This is a genomic window from Streptomyces sp. NPDC034670 (assembly GCF_055574875.1).
The window spans coordinates 121,284-139,611 of sequence record NZ_JBVITR010000003.1 but is presented as its reverse complement, the minus strand read 5'-3'; the positions used below and the strand labels follow the sequence as shown (position 1 = coordinate 139,611).

The window sequence follows — 18,328 nt, the reverse complement described above, 5'->3', positions numbered from 1 at the left end:
GCCCCGCGCCCGAGGTCACCGGCCCCGCGCCCGAGGTCACCGGCCCCGCGCCCGAGGTCACCGGCCCCGCGCCCGAGGTCACCGGCCCCGCGCCCGGCGTCACCCGGCCCCGCGCCCGGCGTCACCCGGCATCGCGCCCGGTGTCGCCCGGCACGGCGTGCGGCGTCACCGCCCACCGGGGCGCCCGGGTGCCCCGCGTCACGGCCAGAGCAGTTCCCGGGCCCACCCCTGCCCGGCCCGCCGGTAGCGCAGCCGTACGTGCCGGCGCAGGGCGTCGCCCTGGAAGAACTCCACCTCCTCCGGCCCGAGCCGGTACAGGGTCCAGGACGGCGCCGGGGCGTCCGGCTCCCGCCGCGCCCGCTCCCAGGCCTCCTCCGAGGCCCGGGCCAGCTCCTCCACCGAGCCGAGGACGTCGCTCTGCCGACCGGTCAGCGCGGCGGCCAGGGCCCCGGTGGAGCGGGCGTGCAGGTCGGCCTGCGCCTCCTCGGCCGGGGCCGCGGTGACGGGGCCGCGCAGGCGCACCTGGCGGCCCAGCACCGGCCAGTAGAAGGCCAGCGCGGCGTACGGGCGGGCGGCGAGGTGGCCGCCCTTGCGGCTGTGCGCGTGGGTCGCGAAGGACCAGCCGTCGGCGTCCGCGCCGTGCAGCACCACGATCCGCACGTCCGGCAGCCCGTCCGCGTCCGCCGTGGCCAGGGACACGGTGTGCGGCTCGGCCTGCCCGGCCGCCGCCGCCTCGGCCAGCCACCGCGCGAACAGCGGCAGCGGCTCGGCGGGCGCGGCGGCCGGGTCCAGTTCCGGCAGCTCGGTGACCTCCGGGTCCCAGACCCGCAGTGACCTCAGCAACGCGTGGAGATCGGTTTCCATGCCCCGATTCTCGTGCGCGGGGCGGTCGCGCTCACACCGAGCCGAGGTCGGACGACACCCAGCGCTCGGGCCGCATGCGGACGACGACCTGCTCGCCGTGGTTCCGCCACGCGAAGTCGACGTACCCCTCGACCTTGTCGGCCGGGAGGTAGCGGGTGGCGAGCTCCCGCAGGTGCTCGATCGTGGCGGGGACGGTCTCCAGGACCGGCCCCTCCGCCGACGCGTACCGGATGGTGGGCTCGGTCCGGTCGACCATCAGCGAGAACCGCCCGGCCGCGCCGATCAGCTTGTTCTTGCGGGAGTCCCGGCCGGTCAGGATCCACGCGTCGCCGCCGGGCGCGTACTGGTACCAGATCGGCACGGTGAGCGGGGCGCGTCCCGCCCCCGCGTCGACCGCGAGCGCGGCGGTGTGGGGCTCGGCCAGGAACTGTTCGCGTTCTTCGCGGGTCAGTGCCATCGCGGATTCCTCCTGCGACTCGGTGAGTGCTGTCGTTCCCGTCCTTCCCCGCGCAGGCGCCTCCCGGAGCAGGATCCACCCCATGGATGGCACGGGCCGGGGGATTCCCACCCGCCGCGGTGCCGGCACACACGACGGGCGGCGGCCCACCGCAGTGGACCGCCGCCCGTCGGACAGGACTGGTGAAAGAGGAGGACGTGTCGCCGGGCGCCTACTTCGCCGGCTTCTTGCCGGTGACCCCCAGGTGCACCAACAGCGCCAGGTTGGGCTTGAGTTCGGCCTGCTTGACGCCCCAGGAGGAGAAGCCCTTCTGGTGCGAGGCCGCGGCCGCGAGCATCGTGACCAGCGCGCCGGCGATCGCCGACGGGTTCACGTCCTTGTCGACCCGTCCCTTGGCCTGCAGCGCGGCGACGGAGTCCGCCAGGGAGGCGTTCACGGAGTTCAGGATCTTCATGCGGATCTTGTAGAAGCGTTTGTCGCCCTCGGCCGCGCCGAGGTCCACCACGCGCAGGATCGCGTCGTTCTTCCGCCAGAACTCCAGGAACCCGTCGACGAGTTCCTGGGCCGTCTGCCAGCCGGCCTTGCCCGCCCAGGAGCGGCCCTCCAGGAGCTCGGTCAACCCGGCACTGTCGGCGGCCGTTTGCTCCGCGATCTCCAGGACGGCGCCCTCGACGTCAGGGAAGTACTGGTAGAAGGTCGCCGGGGAAGTCCCCGCCTTGCGTGCGACATCGATGACCTTGACGTCCCGGTAGGGTGACGAGCTGAGCATCTCGCTGAGGCAGTCGAGCAGCTTCTGCCGGGTCGCCTGCCCTCGCCGGCCGGCCACGCGGCCGTCGACGGTACGCACTTGTCCTGTCATGTCGTCAGCTTACCGAGGGGTGATGGGAGCGCGATTCGGCCGACTGCAAATGGGGTGTGCGGGGGCACGGGGGCTGGTGTGCCTGGTCTGCGGGGTGCGGAGGACGCGGTTACTTTGGCGGCATGGCCGAAAACAGGGCACCGGAGTACACGGAGGGCACCCCGTGCTGGGTGGACGCGCAGCTGCCCGACGTGGAGGCGGGCAAGCGGTTCTACGGCGAGCTCTTCGGATGGACCTTCCGGGAGCAGCCCGCCCGGCCCCGGAACGCGGTCCGGGCGCTGAAGGACGGTGAGCCCGTCGCCTCCCTCGTGCACAAGACGGACGGCCGGATGCCCACGGTGTGGACGGTGTCCTTCGCGACCCCGGACGCCGAGGCGCTGTGCGGGCGGATCCGCGCGGCCGGCGGGCAGGTCGTGTCCGCGCCGCTGCCGGTCGGCGACCTGGGCGTCGCCGCGCTCGTCACCGATCCCGAGGGGGCCGTCTTCGCCCTCTGGCAGCCGGCCGGCCACCCCGGCTTCGGCCGCCGCCGCGAGCCGGGCACCTTCGCCTGGGCCGAGCTCTACACCCGGGACACCGAGGCGGCCAACGCCTTCTACGGGGACCTCTTCCACGACGCCCTGTTCGGTCCGGGCGCCGACCCGGACTTCGGCCGCGCGCCGGTCTCCGACGTCTTCCCCGCCGAGATGCCGCCCCACTTCCTCGTCCACTTCGCCGTCGAGGACCCCGCGGCCACCCTGGCGGAGGTGACCCGGCTCGGCGGCCGGGTCCAGGTCCCGCCCTTCGGGACGTCGTACGGCACGGTGGCCGTGGTCACCGACGACCAGGGGGCGTCCTTCGCGCTGCTGCGCCGCTGATCCGGCGCGCCGGGGGCCGGCGGCCCGCCGGTCCGTCCCCCCGTGCCGTGTGTCAACCTGGACACCCTATTTGTCGGCCGGTTCGCAACCGGGGGCCCGGACAGGAACAATCGGGGTGCGTGCCGCCGCGGCGGTGCGGTGGTGAGACGCTGCACTTCGGTCGCGTGCACAGGTGGTGGCGCGACTCGTACGGGGAGGTGGCAGGCAAGTGGTGGATCAGCTGACGCAGCACGATCCGCGGCGTATCGGGCCGTTCGAGGTGCTGGGACGGCTGGGAGCCGGCGGCATGGGGCTGGTCTATCTCGCACGCTCGGCGTCCGGGCGGCGCGTGGCGATCAAGACGGTCCGGACCGAGCTGGCCGAGGACCAGCTGTTCCGGGTCCGCTTCACGCGCGAGGTGGAGGCCGCCCGCGCGGTCTCCGGCTTCTACACGGCGGCCGTCGTGGACGCCGATCCGCGTGCCGCCGTGCCGTGGCTGGCCACCGCGTACGTCCCCGCCCCCTCCCTCGAGGAGATAGTGAACGAGTGCGGGCCGCTGCCGGCCCAGGCGGTGCGCTGGCTCGCGGCCGGGGTCGCGGAGGCGCTGCAGTCCATCCACGGCGCCGGGCTCGTCCACCGCGACCTCAAGCCCTCCAACGTCCTCGTCGTCGAGGACGGCCCCCGGGTGATCGACTTCGGCATCGCCTCCGGGGTGTCGAACACCCGTCTGACCATGACGAACGTCGCCGTCGGCACCCCCGCCTACATGTCCCCGGAGCAGGCGAAGGACTCCCGCAGCGTCACCGGCGCCAGCGACGTGTTCTCCCTGGGCTCCACGCTCGTCTTCGCCGCCACCGGACACGCGCCCTTCCACGGCGCCAACCCGGTCGAGACGGTCTTCATGCTGCTGCGCGAGGGCCCGGACCTGGACGGCCTCCCGGACGAGCTGCGCCCGCTGATCGAGGCCTGCATGCAGATGGACGCCTCGGCCCGGCCCACCCCCGCCGACCTCCAGGCCCAGCTCGCCCCGCACCTGTTCGGCTCCGGCTCCGACGACAGCGGCACGGCCTCCGCCTGGCTGCCCGAGCGCGCGGTGAGCCTGATCGAGGCCCGCCGGGGCGGCCGTCCGGCGCCCAGACCCGCCCACGGGGGAGGCCACAGCGGCGGAAGCGTCCGTTCCCACGTACCGCCCCCGCCCCCGCACGACCCGGTCGTCCCGCCGCCGCCCCCGCCGCCGCACGACCCGGTCGTCCCGCCGCCGCCCCCGTCCCTGCCCGCGCCGGTGGGCGTCCCCGCGGGCACGCCCGACACCGGTCCCGTGCGGCTGGCCGGCGCCCCGGTGCCCATCGGCCCCGGCCCGCGCGTCGCCGACGTCCGGGCCGCCGCCGTCCAGGCGCCCCCGCCGGAGGCCGCCCTCGCCGCCTCCTGGTCCAAGCCCCGCCCCGGCGTCAACGGCGCCGACCCCGCCGTACCGGCGACCGCGGCGCCCACCGCCCCGCCGGACCACCACCCGGCCGGCTGGCGGCCGTGGCGCTTCCGCATGTCCAACGACCTGTGGGGCACCCCGGCGGTCGACGGCGACCTCGTCTACGTCACCTCCTTCGAGGTGCACGCCCTCGACGTGGCCACCGGACGCCGGCGCTTCAAGACCCGGGACGTCGCCTGGTCGATGGCGGTCGCCGACGGCCGCATCCACGCCTCCGACGGCCCCACCCTCTACGCCCTCCAGGCCCGCGAGGGCGGCGACCTGTGGCGGCTGTCCACGGACGCCTGGGTGTACTCCCTCCAGGCCGACCGCGGCACCGTCGTCACCGGCACGCGCGGCGGCGGCGTCCAGGCCTGGGAGGCGTCCACCGGCCAGAAGCTGTGGGAGATCACCGGCTGCCAGACCGACTTCGAGACCCCCGAGGCGGGCCCCGCCGTCCACGACGGCACCGTCTACGTCTGGCAGGACGCCCGCCTGCGCGCCCTCGACGCCCGCACCGGCGACGAGCGCTGGTCGTACCCCATCGGCGACGCGGCCTCCTGCGGCGGCGTCCCGATCCGCCTCACCCAGGCCTCCGACGGCTACGTCTACGTCTCCGCGGGCACCCGCGTCATCGCCCTCGACGTCGCCGGCGGGCACGTCCGCTGGCACTTCGAGGCCCCGGCGGTCTTCCTCTGCCCGCCCGCCTTCGTGCCCGGCCCGGCCGTCACCGGCGGCGGCGTCTACCTCGCCGACTACCTCGGCACCGTCTACGCCCTCGACGCCACCGACGGCCGCGACCGCTGGCGCATCGCCACCGAGGCCCGCTCCTCCGTCGAGCCGGTCCTGGTCGCCGCCGGCCACGTCCACGTGGGCAGCGGCAAGGGCCTCTACACCCTGGACGCGGTCACCGGCACCCCCAAGTGGCGCTTCCAGTCCGGCGGCGACATCGTGGGCGCCCCGGCGGTCGCCGAGGGCCGCATCCACTTCGGCTCCACGGACCACCTCCTCTACACCCTCAAGGCCGACGACGGCCGGCTGAGGTGGAAGCTGGCCACCGGCGGCGAGATCACCGGCTCCCCGGTGGTGCGGGACGGCGTCGTCTACGCGTGCAGCAAGGACCGCTGCGTGTACGCGCTGGACGCGGAGAAGGGGACGGGGACGGCGCGGACGGCGTAGGCCGGGTGTCGGCGGGGGCGGGACGGCCGTCGTGCCGGTGCGACGGAAGGGGTCCGGACGGCGGCCGTCACCGCGGGGAGCGGCCCGTCGCCGTTCCCACCGCGGACGCTACGCCCCGTGCGCGACGGTTTCCAGGCAGTGGCATGCCCGTGACACGAGAGCCGCTAATCTGACGGCCATGCGCTCTCGGGGGAACACACTCAAGCTCACGGCGGTGGCGGTCCTGGTCGTCCTCGGCCTCACCGGTTTCTCGACCGGACGCGGCCACGGCGGCAGCGGCAGCGGCGACGGCGGGGGAGGCGGGTGCAGCAGCTCCGGCCAGGACCACGACACGTCCTCGGGCTCGGGCGGCGGCTCGCACCGCTACGACGACGACGATGACGACGACGGCTACGGCTACGGCGGCGGCAACAACTACGACAACGACTACGACGAGGAAGGCGGCACCTCCGGCGGCAGCGGCGGGAACCAGACCTCGTCCCTGCGGGACGCCACCGTGGAGCTGCTGGGCTGCGTCTCGAAGAAGGCCCCGTACGCCACCGTCGAGGTCACCAATCCCAACGCCGTCGACGGCGTCTTCACCGTCACCGTGGTCTTCGAGAACGCGTACGGGGCGAAGGTCGTCTCCCGGTCGCAGCGGGTCGAGGTGGCCGGCGGCGACGCGGCGACCGTCCGGGTGCCCGTCGACGACGCCGGGCGGGCCCCCCGGATCACCGACTGCGACCCCGAGCCCCTGGCCCCGGCCGCCGGCTGAGGCGCGCCGGGGCGCCGCCGGACGGTGCGTGGAGGACGGTGGTACGACGACGGGGCCGAGGTTCTCCCTCGGCCCCGCCGGTGATCGGGTGGCGCGGTCGCGTCAGGGCATGGGGTTCTCAAGCGTCGTCACGACACCGTCCTGCGGGCCCACCGGCATGTGGTTGTCGGCCAGTGCCGGACCGGCGGCGGCGCCGGTGACGCCCAGGACCAGGGCGAGGGTGGTGAGGGCCTTCTTGGTGCGGGTCATTCGAGCTCCTGTTGTTAAAGAGCAGAACCGTTCAGGAAGGGACGCTAGATCCGGCAGGGGCGGTTGTTCGAGCGATTCGAACGTTTCGCGTCAAAGGTTGACCGGAAGATCTCCGCGGACACACCTCGGCCGCGGCGGCTCCCCCTCCGCGCCGCCGCGGCCGATCCCCGTGCGAGAGGAAGGACTACCTGCCGCCCTGGTCCAGGCCCAGGGCGGGCGGGGCGGGCATGCTGTTGTCCAGCGTGGTGATGGCCTCGCCCGCGGCGGGCTCGCTCGGCATGCTGTTGTCCTGCGTGGTGGCGCCTCCGTCCTTCGGCGGCGCGGGCATGCTGTTGTCCTGCGGAGTGGCGTCCGTGTCCTTCGTGTCGCTCATGGCGTGACTTCCTCTGTGTGGTGACGGGCAGGGAACGCCCGCCCGGAAGCTCCCCCGAGGGCCGCCGGACGGGCGTTCGGAGCCGCACAGTAACCGGTCGGGCTCCTGTCCGACCGCCTGCCCCCCGACGCGACGGTCCGACTGCTTCGAGAGTGCCGGACCCCGATAAACGAATGCTGAACGCCTGCGCACGGTCGGCGGCCGGGCGGCTCGTCATGCTGTCGGCGTGCCGTTCAACAGGGCGCGTATATCGGCGGCTTCGACGGCCCCGCACTGGTCGTACAGGTTGAGGGCGTCCTGCCAGCAGGCCTTCGCCCGGTCCGCCTGCCCCAGTTCGGAGAGGGCGCGGCCGAGGAGGGCCACGACGTTGCCCCGCATCCTGTCGCCACCCACGCAGCCCAGTGCAAGGGCTTGTTCGGCGTGTTGGGCGGCCTGTGCGGGGCGGGCGGCACTGAGGTGCACCTCGGCCATACGGAAGTGGGTGTTTCCGACCCAGAGCCGCTGCCGGTGCTCGGTGAAGATGCCTTGAGCGTTGACGAACTGGCTGAGCGCCTCGGCGTGGCGGTTGGCCTTGGCCAGTGCCAGGCCCAGCGCGAAGTGTGCGCTGGCGCGCCGCATGGGTCTGCCCAGTGCCGAGTGGAGGGCGAGGCTGTGCTGAGCGATGTCGACGGCCCTGGAGACACTGCCCAGCTCTAGGTAGGCCCGTGAGAGGTTGGCCAGAGTGACGGCCTCACCGAGGCGGTTGCCCGCGGCGCGGTGTCCCCCGATCGCCTGGTTGAAGAAGGTCTCGCCATCCGAGTAGTGGCCCTGGTGCAGGCAGATGAGTCCCCGGTCGTTGGCGACCCAGCTGACCGCGGTCGCATCCCCCACGGAGACCGCCAGTTCCATGGCGCGTCGCGCTTCTTCCCCGGCCTGCTGGATGCGCCCATAGACCAGGAGGACGTTGGTGAGGGTCGTCCGCGCTCTCCCCTCTGCGCGGGCGTCACCGGCGGCCTGCGTCGCGTCGCACATCGCTCGGGCCGTCGTCTCGTACTGGTGCGAGTTGGCCCCCGACTCGGTGAGGTCCTTGGCCGCCCAGAGCAGGTCCACTCCTCGTCTCAACCTGCTGGCCTCGGTGGCCTGTTGCACGCAGGCCAGCAGGGGCGAGGCTTCGCTGTACAGCCAGTCGAGAGCGGCGGATCCGTTGGCGAAGCGCAGCCCCGGATACTCGGTGGGTTCCAGGTCGTCCACCAGCCGGTCCCCCGGCCGTTCGATCGCGTACACCCCCGCCGCCGTGGCCAGGTAGAAGTCCAGCAGCCGCGACAGCGCGGCCTCCCGTTCGCTCGGGGGGTGCTCGTCCCGCTCCGCGCACGCACGCGCGTAGAGCCGTACCAGGTCGTGGAAGCGGTAGCGGCCCGGCGCCGCCGATTCCAGCAGGGAGGTGTCCACCAGGGACTCCAGCAGGTCCTCGGTGTCCTCCGGGGGGAGGTCCAGGACCGCGGCCGCGGCCGCCAGCGAGATGTCGGGGCCGTCGGCCAGGCCCAGGAGGCGGAAGGCGCGGGCCTGGGCCGGCTCCAGCTGGCCGTAGCCCAGCTCGAAGGTGGCCTTCACCGCCAGGTCGCCGGCCTGGAGTTCGTCCAGGCGGCGGCGCTCGTCCGCGAGCTTGGCCGCGAGGACCGAGACGGTCCAGGTGCGGCGCGCCGCCAGGCGGGAGGCCGCGATGCGGATCGCCAGCGGCAGGAAGCCGCACGCCGCCACCACGTCCAGGGCGGCCTCGCGCTCCGAGGCCACCCGCTCCTCGCCCACGATCCTGGTGAACAGGGTCAGCGCCTCGTCCGGCGACATCACGTCCAGGTCGACCAGGTGGGCCCCGGCCAGGTCCACCATCCGCGTCCGCGACGTCACTAGCGCCGCGCACCCCGCCGTGCCGGGGAGCAGCGGGCGCACCTGGGCCGCGTCGCGGGCGTTGTCCAGCAGGACCAGGACCCTGCGGCCGTCCAGGACGGAGCGGTACAGGGCGGCCCGTTCCTCCAGGGAGTCCGGTATCGCGGAGTCGGCCGTGCCGAGGGCGCGCAGGAAGGAGCCGAGGACCGTCTCCGGCTCCGCCGCCCGCGCGCCGGCGCCCTGGAGGTCGACGTACAACTGCCCGTCCGGGAAGGCGGACCGCGCCTCGTGGGCCACGTGCACCGCCAGGGTCGTCTTGCCGACGCCGCCTATGCCGGCCAGGGCCGAGACCGCCATCACCCGGGCCTCGGAGCCGGACGGTCCCACCAGGACCTCGCCCAGTTCCCGCACGAAGGCCGAGCGTCCCGTGAAGTCCGGCACGGTGGCGGGGAGCTGGGCCGGGCGCACCGGTGCCGTCGCCGGTTCCGCCATCGGCGCCGACGGCTCCGCCAGCCCCGGGTCGGCCCGGAGGATGCGCTGCTGGAGCTCCCGCAGGCCCGGGCGCGGGTCGACGCCGAGCTCGTCGGCGAGCAGGCGGCGGGTGTCCGCGTACACCGCCAGCGCCTCCGCCTGGCGGCCGCTGCGGTACAGGGCGAGCATGAGGAGTTCGCGCAGCCGCTCGCGCAGCGGGTGCGCGGCGGTCAGGGCCGTCAGTTCGGAGACCGCCTCCGCGTGGCAGCCCTGTTCCAGGTCCATGTCCAGCCGGGACTCCAGCAGTTGGAGCCGCCATTCCTCCAGGCGGACGCGCTGGGCCTGTGCGTACGGGCCGGGCACGCCCGCCAGCGGCTCGCCGTCCCACAGGGACAGGGCCCGGTCCAGCACCGCGCGGGCGTGACACAGGTCCCCGGCGTTCCTCGCCTTCTCCGCCTCGGCCGCCCGTTCCTGCGCGAGGGCGAGGTCCAGCACGCCCTCGCCGAGTCCGCGCACCGCGTACCCGCCGGACTCGCTGACCAGGACCCCGGGGCCCAGCGCCTTCCGCAGCCGGGAGGCGTAGGTGCGGACCGCCGCCAGCGCCTGCTGGGGCGGCTCCTCGCCCCACAGGGCGTCGATCAGCTCGGCCGCCGTGGCGGTGCGGCCCTCGCGCAGCAGCAGGGCGGCGAGCAGGGCGCGTTGCTGAGGGCTTCCGGTGTTGACCGGCTCGTCGCCGTGCCAGGCGCGCACCGGCCCGAGCACGCCGAAGCGCAACGCCGCGGGCTCCGCCGGGGAGCCGGGGCGCGGCTGCTCCGGCACCCGCGGTACACCGTCCATGCAGTCGTCCCCCTATGCGTCCTGAGCCACTACGCCAGTTTGCCTTGTTCACGGCAGATGCGTCAGCCGTGCGAGACGGCGATCACACGCGTGCGGGGCGGTCCGTCGCCGGCCCCCACCCGTTCTGCGTACGCGGGGGCGAAGGCGTCACCTCCGCCGCGGAAGTGACGTTTCGTCAGACGCCCGCGGGGCGTGCGGGAACGTCCGGCGCGGCGGCGCGCTCCGCCCGCTCAGCCGTCCAGGTCGACCCGTACCGTCAGCAGCCCCGCCCCGAAGGCCCGCACGGCCGCGCTGTTGAGGCGGGGCAGGGTGCGCAGACGGGCGACGGGGTCGTCGTCGGGCAGGAGGCGGGCGGTGCCGGTGTGCCAGCGGCCCCGCAGGCGCACCCGCACCCGGGGGTCCGCCCGGATGTTGCGGACGTACTGGGACCGCTCGCCGAACTCCGACACCAGCCAGAAGGAGTCCCCGACCCGCCGTCCGCCCACCGGCGTCCGGCGGGGCAGGCCGGAGACCCGGCCCGTGGTCTCCAGGACGGTCTGGAACGGAAGCCGGCGCAGGACGGGGTTGATCCGGCGCTGGAAGGCGGTGGCGGCCCGGTACCTGCGTTCGGCGCGGGAAGCCCGGGAAGCCCGAGGATCCCTGGGAGTCCGAGGAGTCATCGGGGCGAGCCTACCGCCGGCCCCGCCCTCCCGGACCGGTGCGGACGGCGGTCGCTTCGGCGGACCGGCTCGATGCCGACCGGTCGGTATGGACAGGGGGGCCGGGCGGCGGTATTGATGGGGCCGTCGCCCGCGTACGAAAGGCCGCCCATGCGCATCGCCGTCACGATCTTCCTCACCGACGAGACGATCACCCCCGTCCGGCTCGCCCGCGAGCTGGAGCAGCGCGGGTTCGCCGGGCTGTACCTGCCCGAGCACACGCACATCCCCGTCGAGCGGACCACCCCGTACCCGGCGGGCGGGGAGCTGCCCCGCGAGTACGGCCGCACCCTGGACCCCTTCGTCGCGCTCGGGCAGGCGGCGGCGGTCACCGAGCGGCTCGGGGTCGCCACCGGCATCACGCTCGTCGCGCAGCACGACCCGATCGACCTGGCCAAGCGGGTCGCCACCCTGGACCACCTCTCCGGCGGCCGGTTCACGCTCGGGATCGGCTTCGGCTGGAACGTCGAGGAGGCCGCCGACCACGGAGTGCGCTGGCGCACCCGGCGCGAGCTGGTGCGGGACCGGATGGGCCTGATGCGGGCGCTGTGGGCGGAGGAACCGACCGCGTACGAGGGCGAGTTCGGCAGCGTGAGGGCCAGCCTCGCGCACCCCAAGCCGGTGCGGAAGCCGCGCGGCCCGGTCGTCGGCCCGCGCACGCTGATCGGCGGGGCGGCCGGGCCGAAGCTGTTCGCCCACGTGTGCGAGTACGCCGACGGCTGGCTGCCCATCGGCGGGCGCGGCCTGTCCGGGTCGCTGCCCGCGCTGCGCTCCGCCTGGGCCGACGCGGGCCGCGACCCGGCCGCGCTCCAGGTCGTGCCGTACGCCGTCCTGCCCACCCCGGGCAAGCTCGAGCACTTCGCCGGGCTCGGCATCGAGGAGACCGTGGTGCAGCTGCCCGCGGCGGGGGAGGCGGAGGTGCTGCGGGCGCTGGACGCCTGCCAGCCGTTCGTCGACGCCGGGTGAGCACCCGCCGGACACCCGGCCCGGACACCCGCCCGGCCGCCCTTTGCCCTGATCACCCCGAACGTATGCTCAAGGGATGACGACCTCCGCGGCCTCCGGAACCGGCCCCACCGAGAACTCCCTGCGTCGCGCCCTCAAGCGGGCCCGGGACGGCGTCTCCCTGGACGTCTCCGAGGCGGCGGTCCTGCTCCAGGCGCGCGGCGAGCACCTTCAGGACCTGTCCGCCTCGGCCGCCCGGGTCCGGGACGCGGGGCTCGAGGCGGCGGGCCGCCCCGGTGTCATCACGTACTCCAAGAGCGTCTTCGTCCCGCTGACCCGGCTGTGCCGGGACCGGTGCCACTACTGCACGTTCGTCACCGTGCCCGGCAGGCTGCGCCGCGCCGGGCACGGGATGTTCCTGTCGCCGGACGAGGTGCTGGACATCGCCCGCAAGGGGGCCGCCGCCGGCTGCAAGGAGGCCCTCATCACCCTCGGCGACAAGCCGGAGGACCGCTGGCCCGAGGCGCGCGAGTGGCTCGACGCGCACGGCTACGACGACACGATCGCCTACGTCCGCGCGATCTCCGTCCGCGTCCTGGAGGAGACGGGCCTGCTGCCCCACCTCAACCCGGGCGTGCTGACCTGGACCGACTTCCAGCGCCTGAAGCCGGTCGCGCCCTCCATGGGCATGATGCTGGAGACCACCGCGACCCGCCTGTGGTCCGAGCCGGGCGGCCCGCACCACGGCTCCCCGGACAAGGAGCCGGCCGTACGGCTGCGCGTCCTCGAGGACGCGGGCCGCTCCTCCGTCCCCTTCACCTCCGGCATCCTCATCGGCATCGGCGAGACGTACGAGGAGCGCGCCGAGTCCCTCTTCGCCCTGCGGAGGGTCTCCCGCGCCCACCACGGCATCCAGGAGGTGATCATCCAGAACTTCCGCGCCAAGCCGGACACCGCGATGCGCGGCATGCCGGACGCGGAACTCGACGAACTGGTCGCCACGGTCGCCGTCGCCCGGCACGTGCTGGGCCCGTCCGCCTGCCTCCAGGCCCCGCCGAACCTGGTCGACTCCGAGTACGGCCGGCTGATCGCGGCGGGCATCGACGACTGGGGCGGCGTCTCCCCGCTCACCATCGACCACGTCAACCCCGAGCGCCCCTGGCCGCGGATCGACGAACTGGCCGAGAAGTCCCGGGAGGCCGGTTTCGAGCTGCGCGAACGCCTCTGCGTCTACCCGGAGTTCGTCCGGCGCGGCGAGCCCTGGCTGGACCCGCGGCTGCGCCCGCACGTGGCCGCGCTCGCCGACCCGGCCACGGGCCTGGCCCGCCCCGGCGCGGTGGCCGAGGGCCGCCCCTGGCAGGAGCCGGACGAGGCGTTCACCGCGACCGGCCGCACCGACCTGCACCGCACCATCGACACCGAGGGCCGCACCGCCGACCGCCGCGACGACTTCGACGAGGTCTACGGCGACTGGGAGGCCCTGCGCGAGGCCGCCGTCCCCGGGATGGCGCCGCAGCGCATCGACACCGACGTGCGCGCGGCCCTGCGCACGGCGGCCGACGACCCGACCCGGCTGACCGACGCCGAGGCCCTCGCCCTGCTGCACGCGGACGGCCCGGCGCTGGACGCGCTGTGCCGGGTGGCGGACGACGTGCGCAGGTCGGCGGTGGGCGACGACGTGACGTACATCGTCACCCGCAACATCAACTTCACCAACGTCTGCTACACCGGCTGCCGCTTCTGCGCCTTCGCGCAGCGCCGCACGGACGCCGACGCGTACACGCTCTCGCTGGACCAGGTGGCCGACCGGGCGCAGCAGGCCTGGGACGTGGGCGCGGTGGAGGTCTGCATGCAGGGCGGCATCCACCCCGACCTGCCCGGCACCGCGTACTTCGACATCGCGCGGGCCGTGAAGGAGCGCGTCCCCGGCCTGCACGTGCACGCCTTCTCCCCGATGGAGGTGGTGAACGGCGCGGCCCGCACCGGCCTGTCGGTCCGCGAGTGGCTGACCGCAGCCAAGGAGGCCGGCCTGGACACCATCCCCGGCACCGCGGCGGAGATCCTCGACGACGAGGTCCGCTGGATCCTGACCAAGGGCAAGCTGCCCGCGTCGACCTGGATCGAGGTCGTCGAGACCGCCCACGACCTGGGCATCCGGTCGAGCTCGACGATGATGTACGGCCACGTCGACCAGCCCCGCCACTGGCTGGGGCACCTGAGGACCCTGGCGGGGATCCAGCAGCGGACCGGGGGCTTCACCGAGTTCGTCACCCTCCCCTTCGTGCACACCAACGCGCCCGTCTACCTGGCCGGCATCGCCCGCCCCGGCCCGACGGTCCGCGACAACCGCGCGGTCACGGCGATGGCCCGTCTCCTGCTCCACCCGCACATCCCGAACATCCAGACGAGCTGGGTGAAACTGGGCGCGGAGGGTGCGGCCGAGATGCTCCGCTCGGGCGCGAACGACCTCGGCGGCACCCTCATGGAGGAGACGATCTCCCGCATGGCGGGCTCCTCCTACGGCTCCTACAAGTCGGTCAAGGACCTGATCGCGGTCGCGGAGGCGGCCGGCCGCCCGGCGAAGCCGCGCACCACCCTGTACGGGGAGGTCCCAAAGGAGCGCCGGCGCGCGGCCGAGGCCTCGGACGGGCACCTGCCGGAGCTGCTGCCGGTGCTGGACGCGGGCGGCGGGACGGCGGGGGGAGCGGGGACGGACCAGGGCACAAGCTGGCAGTAGGATGATCCGACCCCTGATGTCGGGGGTCGGAACTCCGTCCGATCGAGGAGATGCGTACCGGTGCCAGCCCGTCTTCCTTCGTGGGCCTGGGTGACCGGGCTGACCACGGGGGCGATAGCCGTGGTGGCCGTCCTGGCCGTGCAGGCCGACCAGGGGACGAAGCCCACCGCCGCCACGAGCCGGCCGGCCGCGTCGGCGACGGCGGACGCGAAGTCGTCCGCGGGGCCGTCCGCGGAACCGGAGGAGGAGAAACCGGTGGCGGTGCCGGCCGGCTCCGGGACGGGCCGCCGGATCGTCTACTCCCTCGGCCAGAAGCGGGTGTGGCTGGTCGACGCCAGCGACGCCGCCCGCCGCTCCTTCACGGTGTGGCCGGGAACGGTCTCCCCGGACCCCGGCTCCTACACGGTCGGTCCCCGCACCGAGGCCACCACCGGCAGCGACGGCGTGCAGATCGAGCACATCCTCTACTTCGCCGCGAAGTCCGGCGTCTCCGTCGCCTTCTCCAACGCCGTGGACGGCTCCTCGCCCCCGCCCGCGGCCCCGGGCGCCGCGACCGGCGGCATCCGCGTCGCCAAGTCCGACGGCGAGGCCCTGTGGGCCTTCGGCACGGCCGGGACGACGGTGCGGGTGGTGGAGTAGCGGGGCAGTGGGGCGGCGGACAGCCGCCCGGGGACGGCCGCCGGCGCCCCGGCACGGCCGGCGCCCGATCACTTCCGGTCACTTCCGTCGCCCCCGCGACCTCCCCCGCCTTTCCGCCGCTGAAGCGGAGGCCCCCGTTCGATTACAGTGCTGGGCGTCGTACGTGTGGACGGTGCCTGGGAGGTCTGGGTGGGCGCGACTGCCGGACCCGTGTGGGGGCGCCGTGAGCAGCAGGACTTCCGCAGCCGGGTGCGCGGGACGCTGCTCGGGGCGGCCGTCGGGGACGCCCTTGGCGCGCCCGTGGACGGGCTGGACCTCGACGCGATCCGCCGGGCGCACGGCGCCGGGGGCCTCACCGACCTCGCCCCCGCCTACGGCCGGCGCGGCGCCGTCACCCACCACACCCAGCTCACCCTCTTCTCCGTGGACGGCCTGATCCGTGCCCAGGTGCGGCGCGACACCGGTGCCTGGCACCCGCCCACCGACCTGCACCGGGCGTATCTGCGCTGGGCCGTCACCCAGCGCGACTGGGGCCCGGACGAGCGCCGCGAGGAGGACGGCTGGCTGGCCCGCGAGGAATGGCTGTACACCCGCCGCGACCCGGCCCGCGCGCTGCTGGTCGGGCTCGGCGACGAGACGATGGGGACGCCGGCGGCGCCCAAGAACCCCGGTGAGGCCGGGCCGGAGGCCGCCGCCCGCAGCGCGCCGTTCGGCCTGCTCGTCGGCTGGGAGCCGCAGCTCGTCGCCCAGCTCGCGGTGGAGTGCGCGGCACAGACCCACGGGCATCCCACCGCCTGCCTCGCGGCGGGCGCGTACGCCGTGATCGTGCACGCGCTGGCCCGGGGCGGGAACCCGGACGCGGCGGTGCGGCAGACGCTCGCGCTGCTGGCCGCGCGCCCCGGCCACCAGCCGGTGTCGGAGGCGCTGGGGCAGGCGCTGGAGGCCGTGCGGCAGGGGGCTCCCACACCGGAGCGGGTGAGCCGGCTGATCGGCGCCGCGACCGCCGAGGGCGCCGTGGCCGCCGCCGTGTACTGCGCCCTGGTGGGCGAGGACGTGCGGCACGGGCTGCGGCTGTCCGTCAACCACGACGGGCCCTCGGCCGTGACGGGCGCCCTCACCGGCGGCCTGCTCGGCGCCCTGCACGGCGAGACGGCCCTCCCGCCGGCCTGGCTGGTCGAACTGGAGGGCCGCCCCACGATCCTGGAGCTCGCCGACGACTTCGCCATGGAGATGACCCAGGGCCCCGCCCTGCACGGGCCCGGCGGCTCGTCCGCCGCGTGGCTGGCGCGGTATCCGCGGGGCGCCTGAGCCCCGCGGGGCGGGGCGGCTCCCCACCCGGCGGGGGAGGGTTCCCCGCCGGCGCGGGTCAGTCCTTCACCGGCGCGGGAGCCGCGTCCCCGGCCGGGGACGGCACCGCCGCCGCGGCCGGGCCGTCGCCGTCGGTGTTGACGCGCTCGATGAGCGCCAGCCGCTCCGGGGTGTCCTCCGGCTTCACCCAGCCGACGAGGACGTACAGGACCAGGGAGACGGCCAGCGGGATCGAGACCTGGTACTCCAGCGGCACGCCGCCCTCGACGCTCCAGTGGACCGGGTAGTTCACCAGCCAGAAGACCAGCAGGCCCGCCGCCCAGCTGGTGAGCGCGGCCGTCGGGCCGGAGCGGCGGAACGGCCGCAGCAGGCCCAGCATCATCGGGATGGCGATCGGGCCCATCAGCCCGGCCACCCACTTGATGACGACCGTGATGATGTCCTTGAAGGCCGGCGAGTCGACCTGGGTCGCCACCGCCATGGACAGGGCGAGGAAGACCACCGTCGTCACCCGCGCCGCGACCAGGCCCGCACGCTCGCCCCACCGCCGGGCCCCGGCCGACAGCACCGGTGCCACGTCGCGGGTGAAGACGGCCGCGATGGCGTTGGCGTCCGAGGAGCACATGGCCATCGTGTGGGAGAAGAAGCCGACGATGACCAGGCCCAGCAGGCCGTGCGGCAGCAGCTGCTCGGTCATCAGGGCGTAGGAGTCGGAGCCGTCCGCCTTCTGCGACTCCACCAGCAGCGGCGACATCCACATGGGGAAGAACAGCACCAGCGGCCAGACCAGCCACAGCACCGCGGAGAGCCGTGCCGAACGCTCGGCCTCCCGGGGGGTGGGGGTGGCCATGTAGCGCTGGGCCTGGTTGAGCATGCCGCCGTTGTACTCGAACAGCTTGATGAAGAGGAACGCCAGCAGGAAGACCGTGCCGTACGGGCCGACCAGCGGCTCCCCGTGGCCCTGCAGCTCGGGCTCGTCCCAGACGCCGAGGAAGCCGCCGTGGTCGCCGAGTTCGGCGAGGACGGCGAAGAGCATCGCCAGGCCGGCCAGCAACTGGATGACGAACTGGCCGAGTTCGGTCAGCGCGTCCGCCCACAGGCCGCCGATGGTGCAGTAGACCGCCGTGACCGCACCGGTGACGAGGATGCCCTGGTTGATCGAGACGCCGGTGAACACCGACAGCAGGGTGGCGATCGCCGCCCACTTCGCGCCCACGTCCACGATCTTCAGCAGCATGCCGGACCAGGCCAGCGCCTGCTGGGTCTTCAGGTCGTACCGGTTCTTCAGGTACTCCAGCGGGGACGCCACGTGGAGCCGGGAGCGCAGCCGGTTGATCCGCGGGGCGAACAGCTTCGACCCGATGGCGATGCCCAGGGCGATGGGGAAGGACCAGGTGACGAAGGAGGTCACCCCGTAGGTGTAGGCGATGCCGGCGTAGCCGGTGAACATCACCGCGCTGTAGCCCGACATGTGGTGGGAGATCCCGGAGAGCCACCACGGCATCCGGCCGCCGGCCGTGAAGAAGTCGCTGACGCTGTCCACCCGCTTGTGGGACCAGATGCCGATGGCGATCATCACGGCGAAGTAGCCGATGAGCACCGCCCAGTCGAGACTGTTCATGTCCCCCCTTCCGGGGTCCGCCTTGTGAACTCCACTCATCCGGTTGACACTTCGCCTGAGTGGGGTAGGGGCGAGAAGGGCTGCGAAGTGCCCGCTCATCGTGGGTGGGGCGGCGTGTACGCGACAAGAAAACGTCAGGTCAAGAGGAAGCAAAAATGTTCGGCTAGGCGACCATG

At 74.2% G+C, this 18,328-nt stretch carries 15 protein-coding genes; 7 read left to right on the top strand and 8 right to left on the bottom strand.

Annotated features, from left to right (window positions below):
* Window positions 1-198: 198 nt before the first annotated feature.
* From ACZ56B_RS03345 to ACZ56B_RS03335, 3 genes are all read right to left on the bottom strand, one after another.
* Window positions 199-864 carry a pyridoxine/pyridoxamine 5'-phosphate oxidase gene (locus tag ACZ56B_RS03345; RefSeq protein WP_468785718.1) on the bottom strand — a complete coding sequence of 222 codons (666 nt, stop codon included), beginning with the start codon at window positions 862-864 and terminating at the stop codon, window positions 199-201.
* Window positions 865-895: 31 nt separating this feature from the next.
* Window positions 896-1,321 (bottom strand): pyridoxamine 5'-phosphate oxidase family protein, encoded by a 426-nt coding sequence (locus ACZ56B_RS03340; protein WP_468785716.1) that lies wholly within the window; start codon window positions 1,319-1,321, stop codon window positions 896-898.
* Window positions 1,322-1,532: 211 nt separating this feature from the next.
* Window positions 1,533-2,168 (bottom strand): TetR family transcriptional regulator, encoded by a 636-nt coding sequence (locus ACZ56B_RS03335; protein ID WP_468785920.1) that lies wholly within the window; start codon window positions 2,166-2,168, stop codon window positions 1,533-1,535.
* 134 nt (window positions 2,169-2,302) lie between these two features.
* Between ACZ56B_RS03335 and kbpA the strand changes: the two genes are divergently transcribed.
* The 3 genes from kbpA (at window position 2,303) to ACZ56B_RS03320 (ending at window position 6,411) form a co-directional block, all read left to right on the top strand.
* The gene (gene kbpA, locus ACZ56B_RS03330) at window positions 2,303-3,034 is read left to right on the top strand and encodes an AfsK-binding protein KbpA (RefSeq protein WP_468785714.1); all 732 of its coding nucleotides are present in this window, start codon (window positions 2,303-2,305) and stop codon (window positions 3,032-3,034) included.
* 208 nt (window positions 3,035-3,242) lie between these two features.
* The gene (gene afsK / locus ACZ56B_RS03325; protein WP_468785712.1) at window positions 3,243-5,657 is read left to right on the top strand and encodes a protein serine/threonine kinase AfsK; all 2,415 of its coding nucleotides are present in this window, start codon (window positions 3,243-3,245) and stop codon (window positions 5,655-5,657) included.
* 178 nt (window positions 5,658-5,835) lie between these two features.
* A complete protein-coding gene (locus ACZ56B_RS03320) occupies window positions 5,836-6,411 on the top strand; it encodes a hypothetical protein (RefSeq protein ID WP_468785710.1) in 576 nt (191 codons plus the stop codon).
* A 102-nt stretch (window positions 6,412-6,513) separates the two neighbouring features.
* Here the strand turns inward: ACZ56B_RS03320 and ACZ56B_RS03315 are convergent, their stop codons facing one another.
* The 4 genes from ACZ56B_RS03315 to ACZ56B_RS03300 all read right to left on the bottom strand — a co-directional run bounded on the left by ACZ56B_RS03315 (window position 6,514) and on the right by ACZ56B_RS03300 (window position 10,863).
* The gene (locus tag ACZ56B_RS03315) at window positions 6,514-6,660 is read right to left on the bottom strand and encodes a hypothetical protein (protein ID WP_468785708.1); all 147 of its coding nucleotides are present in this window, start codon (window positions 6,658-6,660) and stop codon (window positions 6,514-6,516) included.
* A gap of 184 nt (window positions 6,661-6,844) precedes the next feature.
* On the bottom strand, window positions 6,845-7,033 hold the full coding sequence (afsS, locus tag ACZ56B_RS03310; protein ID WP_468785706.1) for a regulatory protein AfsS: 189 nt from the start codon (window positions 7,031-7,033) through the stop codon (window positions 6,845-6,847).
* A gap of 213 nt (window positions 7,034-7,246) precedes the next feature.
* A complete protein-coding gene (gene afsR, locus ACZ56B_RS03305; protein ID WP_468785704.1) occupies window positions 7,247-10,204 on the bottom strand; it encodes an SARP-family global regulator AfsR in 2,958 nt (985 codons plus the stop codon).
* Window positions 10,205-10,434: 230 nt separating this feature from the next.
* Window positions 10,435-10,863 (bottom strand): nitroreductase/quinone reductase family protein, encoded by a 429-nt coding sequence (locus tag ACZ56B_RS03300; protein WP_468785702.1) that lies wholly within the window; start codon window positions 10,861-10,863, stop codon window positions 10,435-10,437.
* Window positions 10,864-11,013: 150 nt separating this feature from the next.
* Here ACZ56B_RS03300 and ACZ56B_RS03295 point away from each other — a divergent pair, with 150 nt between their 5' ends.
* From ACZ56B_RS03295 to ACZ56B_RS03280, 4 genes are all read left to right on the top strand, one after another.
* Entirely contained in the window at window positions 11,014-11,868 is an 855-nt protein-coding gene (locus tag ACZ56B_RS03295; RefSeq protein WP_468785700.1) for a TIGR03619 family F420-dependent LLM class oxidoreductase, read from the top strand.
* 76 nt (window positions 11,869-11,944) lie between these two features.
* Window positions 11,945-14,584 carry a bifunctional FO biosynthesis protein CofGH gene (locus ACZ56B_RS03290; protein ID WP_468785698.1) on the top strand — a complete coding sequence of 880 codons (2,640 nt, stop codon included), beginning with the start codon at window positions 11,945-11,947 and terminating at the stop codon, window positions 14,582-14,584.
* A gap of 60 nt (window positions 14,585-14,644) precedes the next feature.
* The gene (locus ACZ56B_RS03285; protein ID WP_468785696.1) at window positions 14,645-15,223 is read left to right on the top strand and encodes a hypothetical protein; all 579 of its coding nucleotides are present in this window, start codon (window positions 14,645-14,647) and stop codon (window positions 15,221-15,223) included.
* Window positions 15,224-15,412: 189 nt separating this feature from the next.
* A complete protein-coding gene (locus tag ACZ56B_RS03280) occupies window positions 15,413-16,531 on the top strand; it encodes an ADP-ribosylglycohydrolase family protein (protein ID WP_468785694.1) in 1,119 nt (372 codons plus the stop codon).
* Between the two features lie 58 nt (window positions 16,532-16,589).
* Here ACZ56B_RS03280 and ACZ56B_RS03275 read toward each other — a convergent pair whose 3' ends face one another.
* Window positions 16,590-18,152, bottom strand: coding sequence for a sodium:solute symporter family protein (locus tag ACZ56B_RS03275; RefSeq protein WP_468785692.1), 1,563 nt, complete (start codon window positions 18,150-18,152; stop codon window positions 16,590-16,592).
* Window positions 18,153-18,328: the final 176 nt, after the last annotated feature.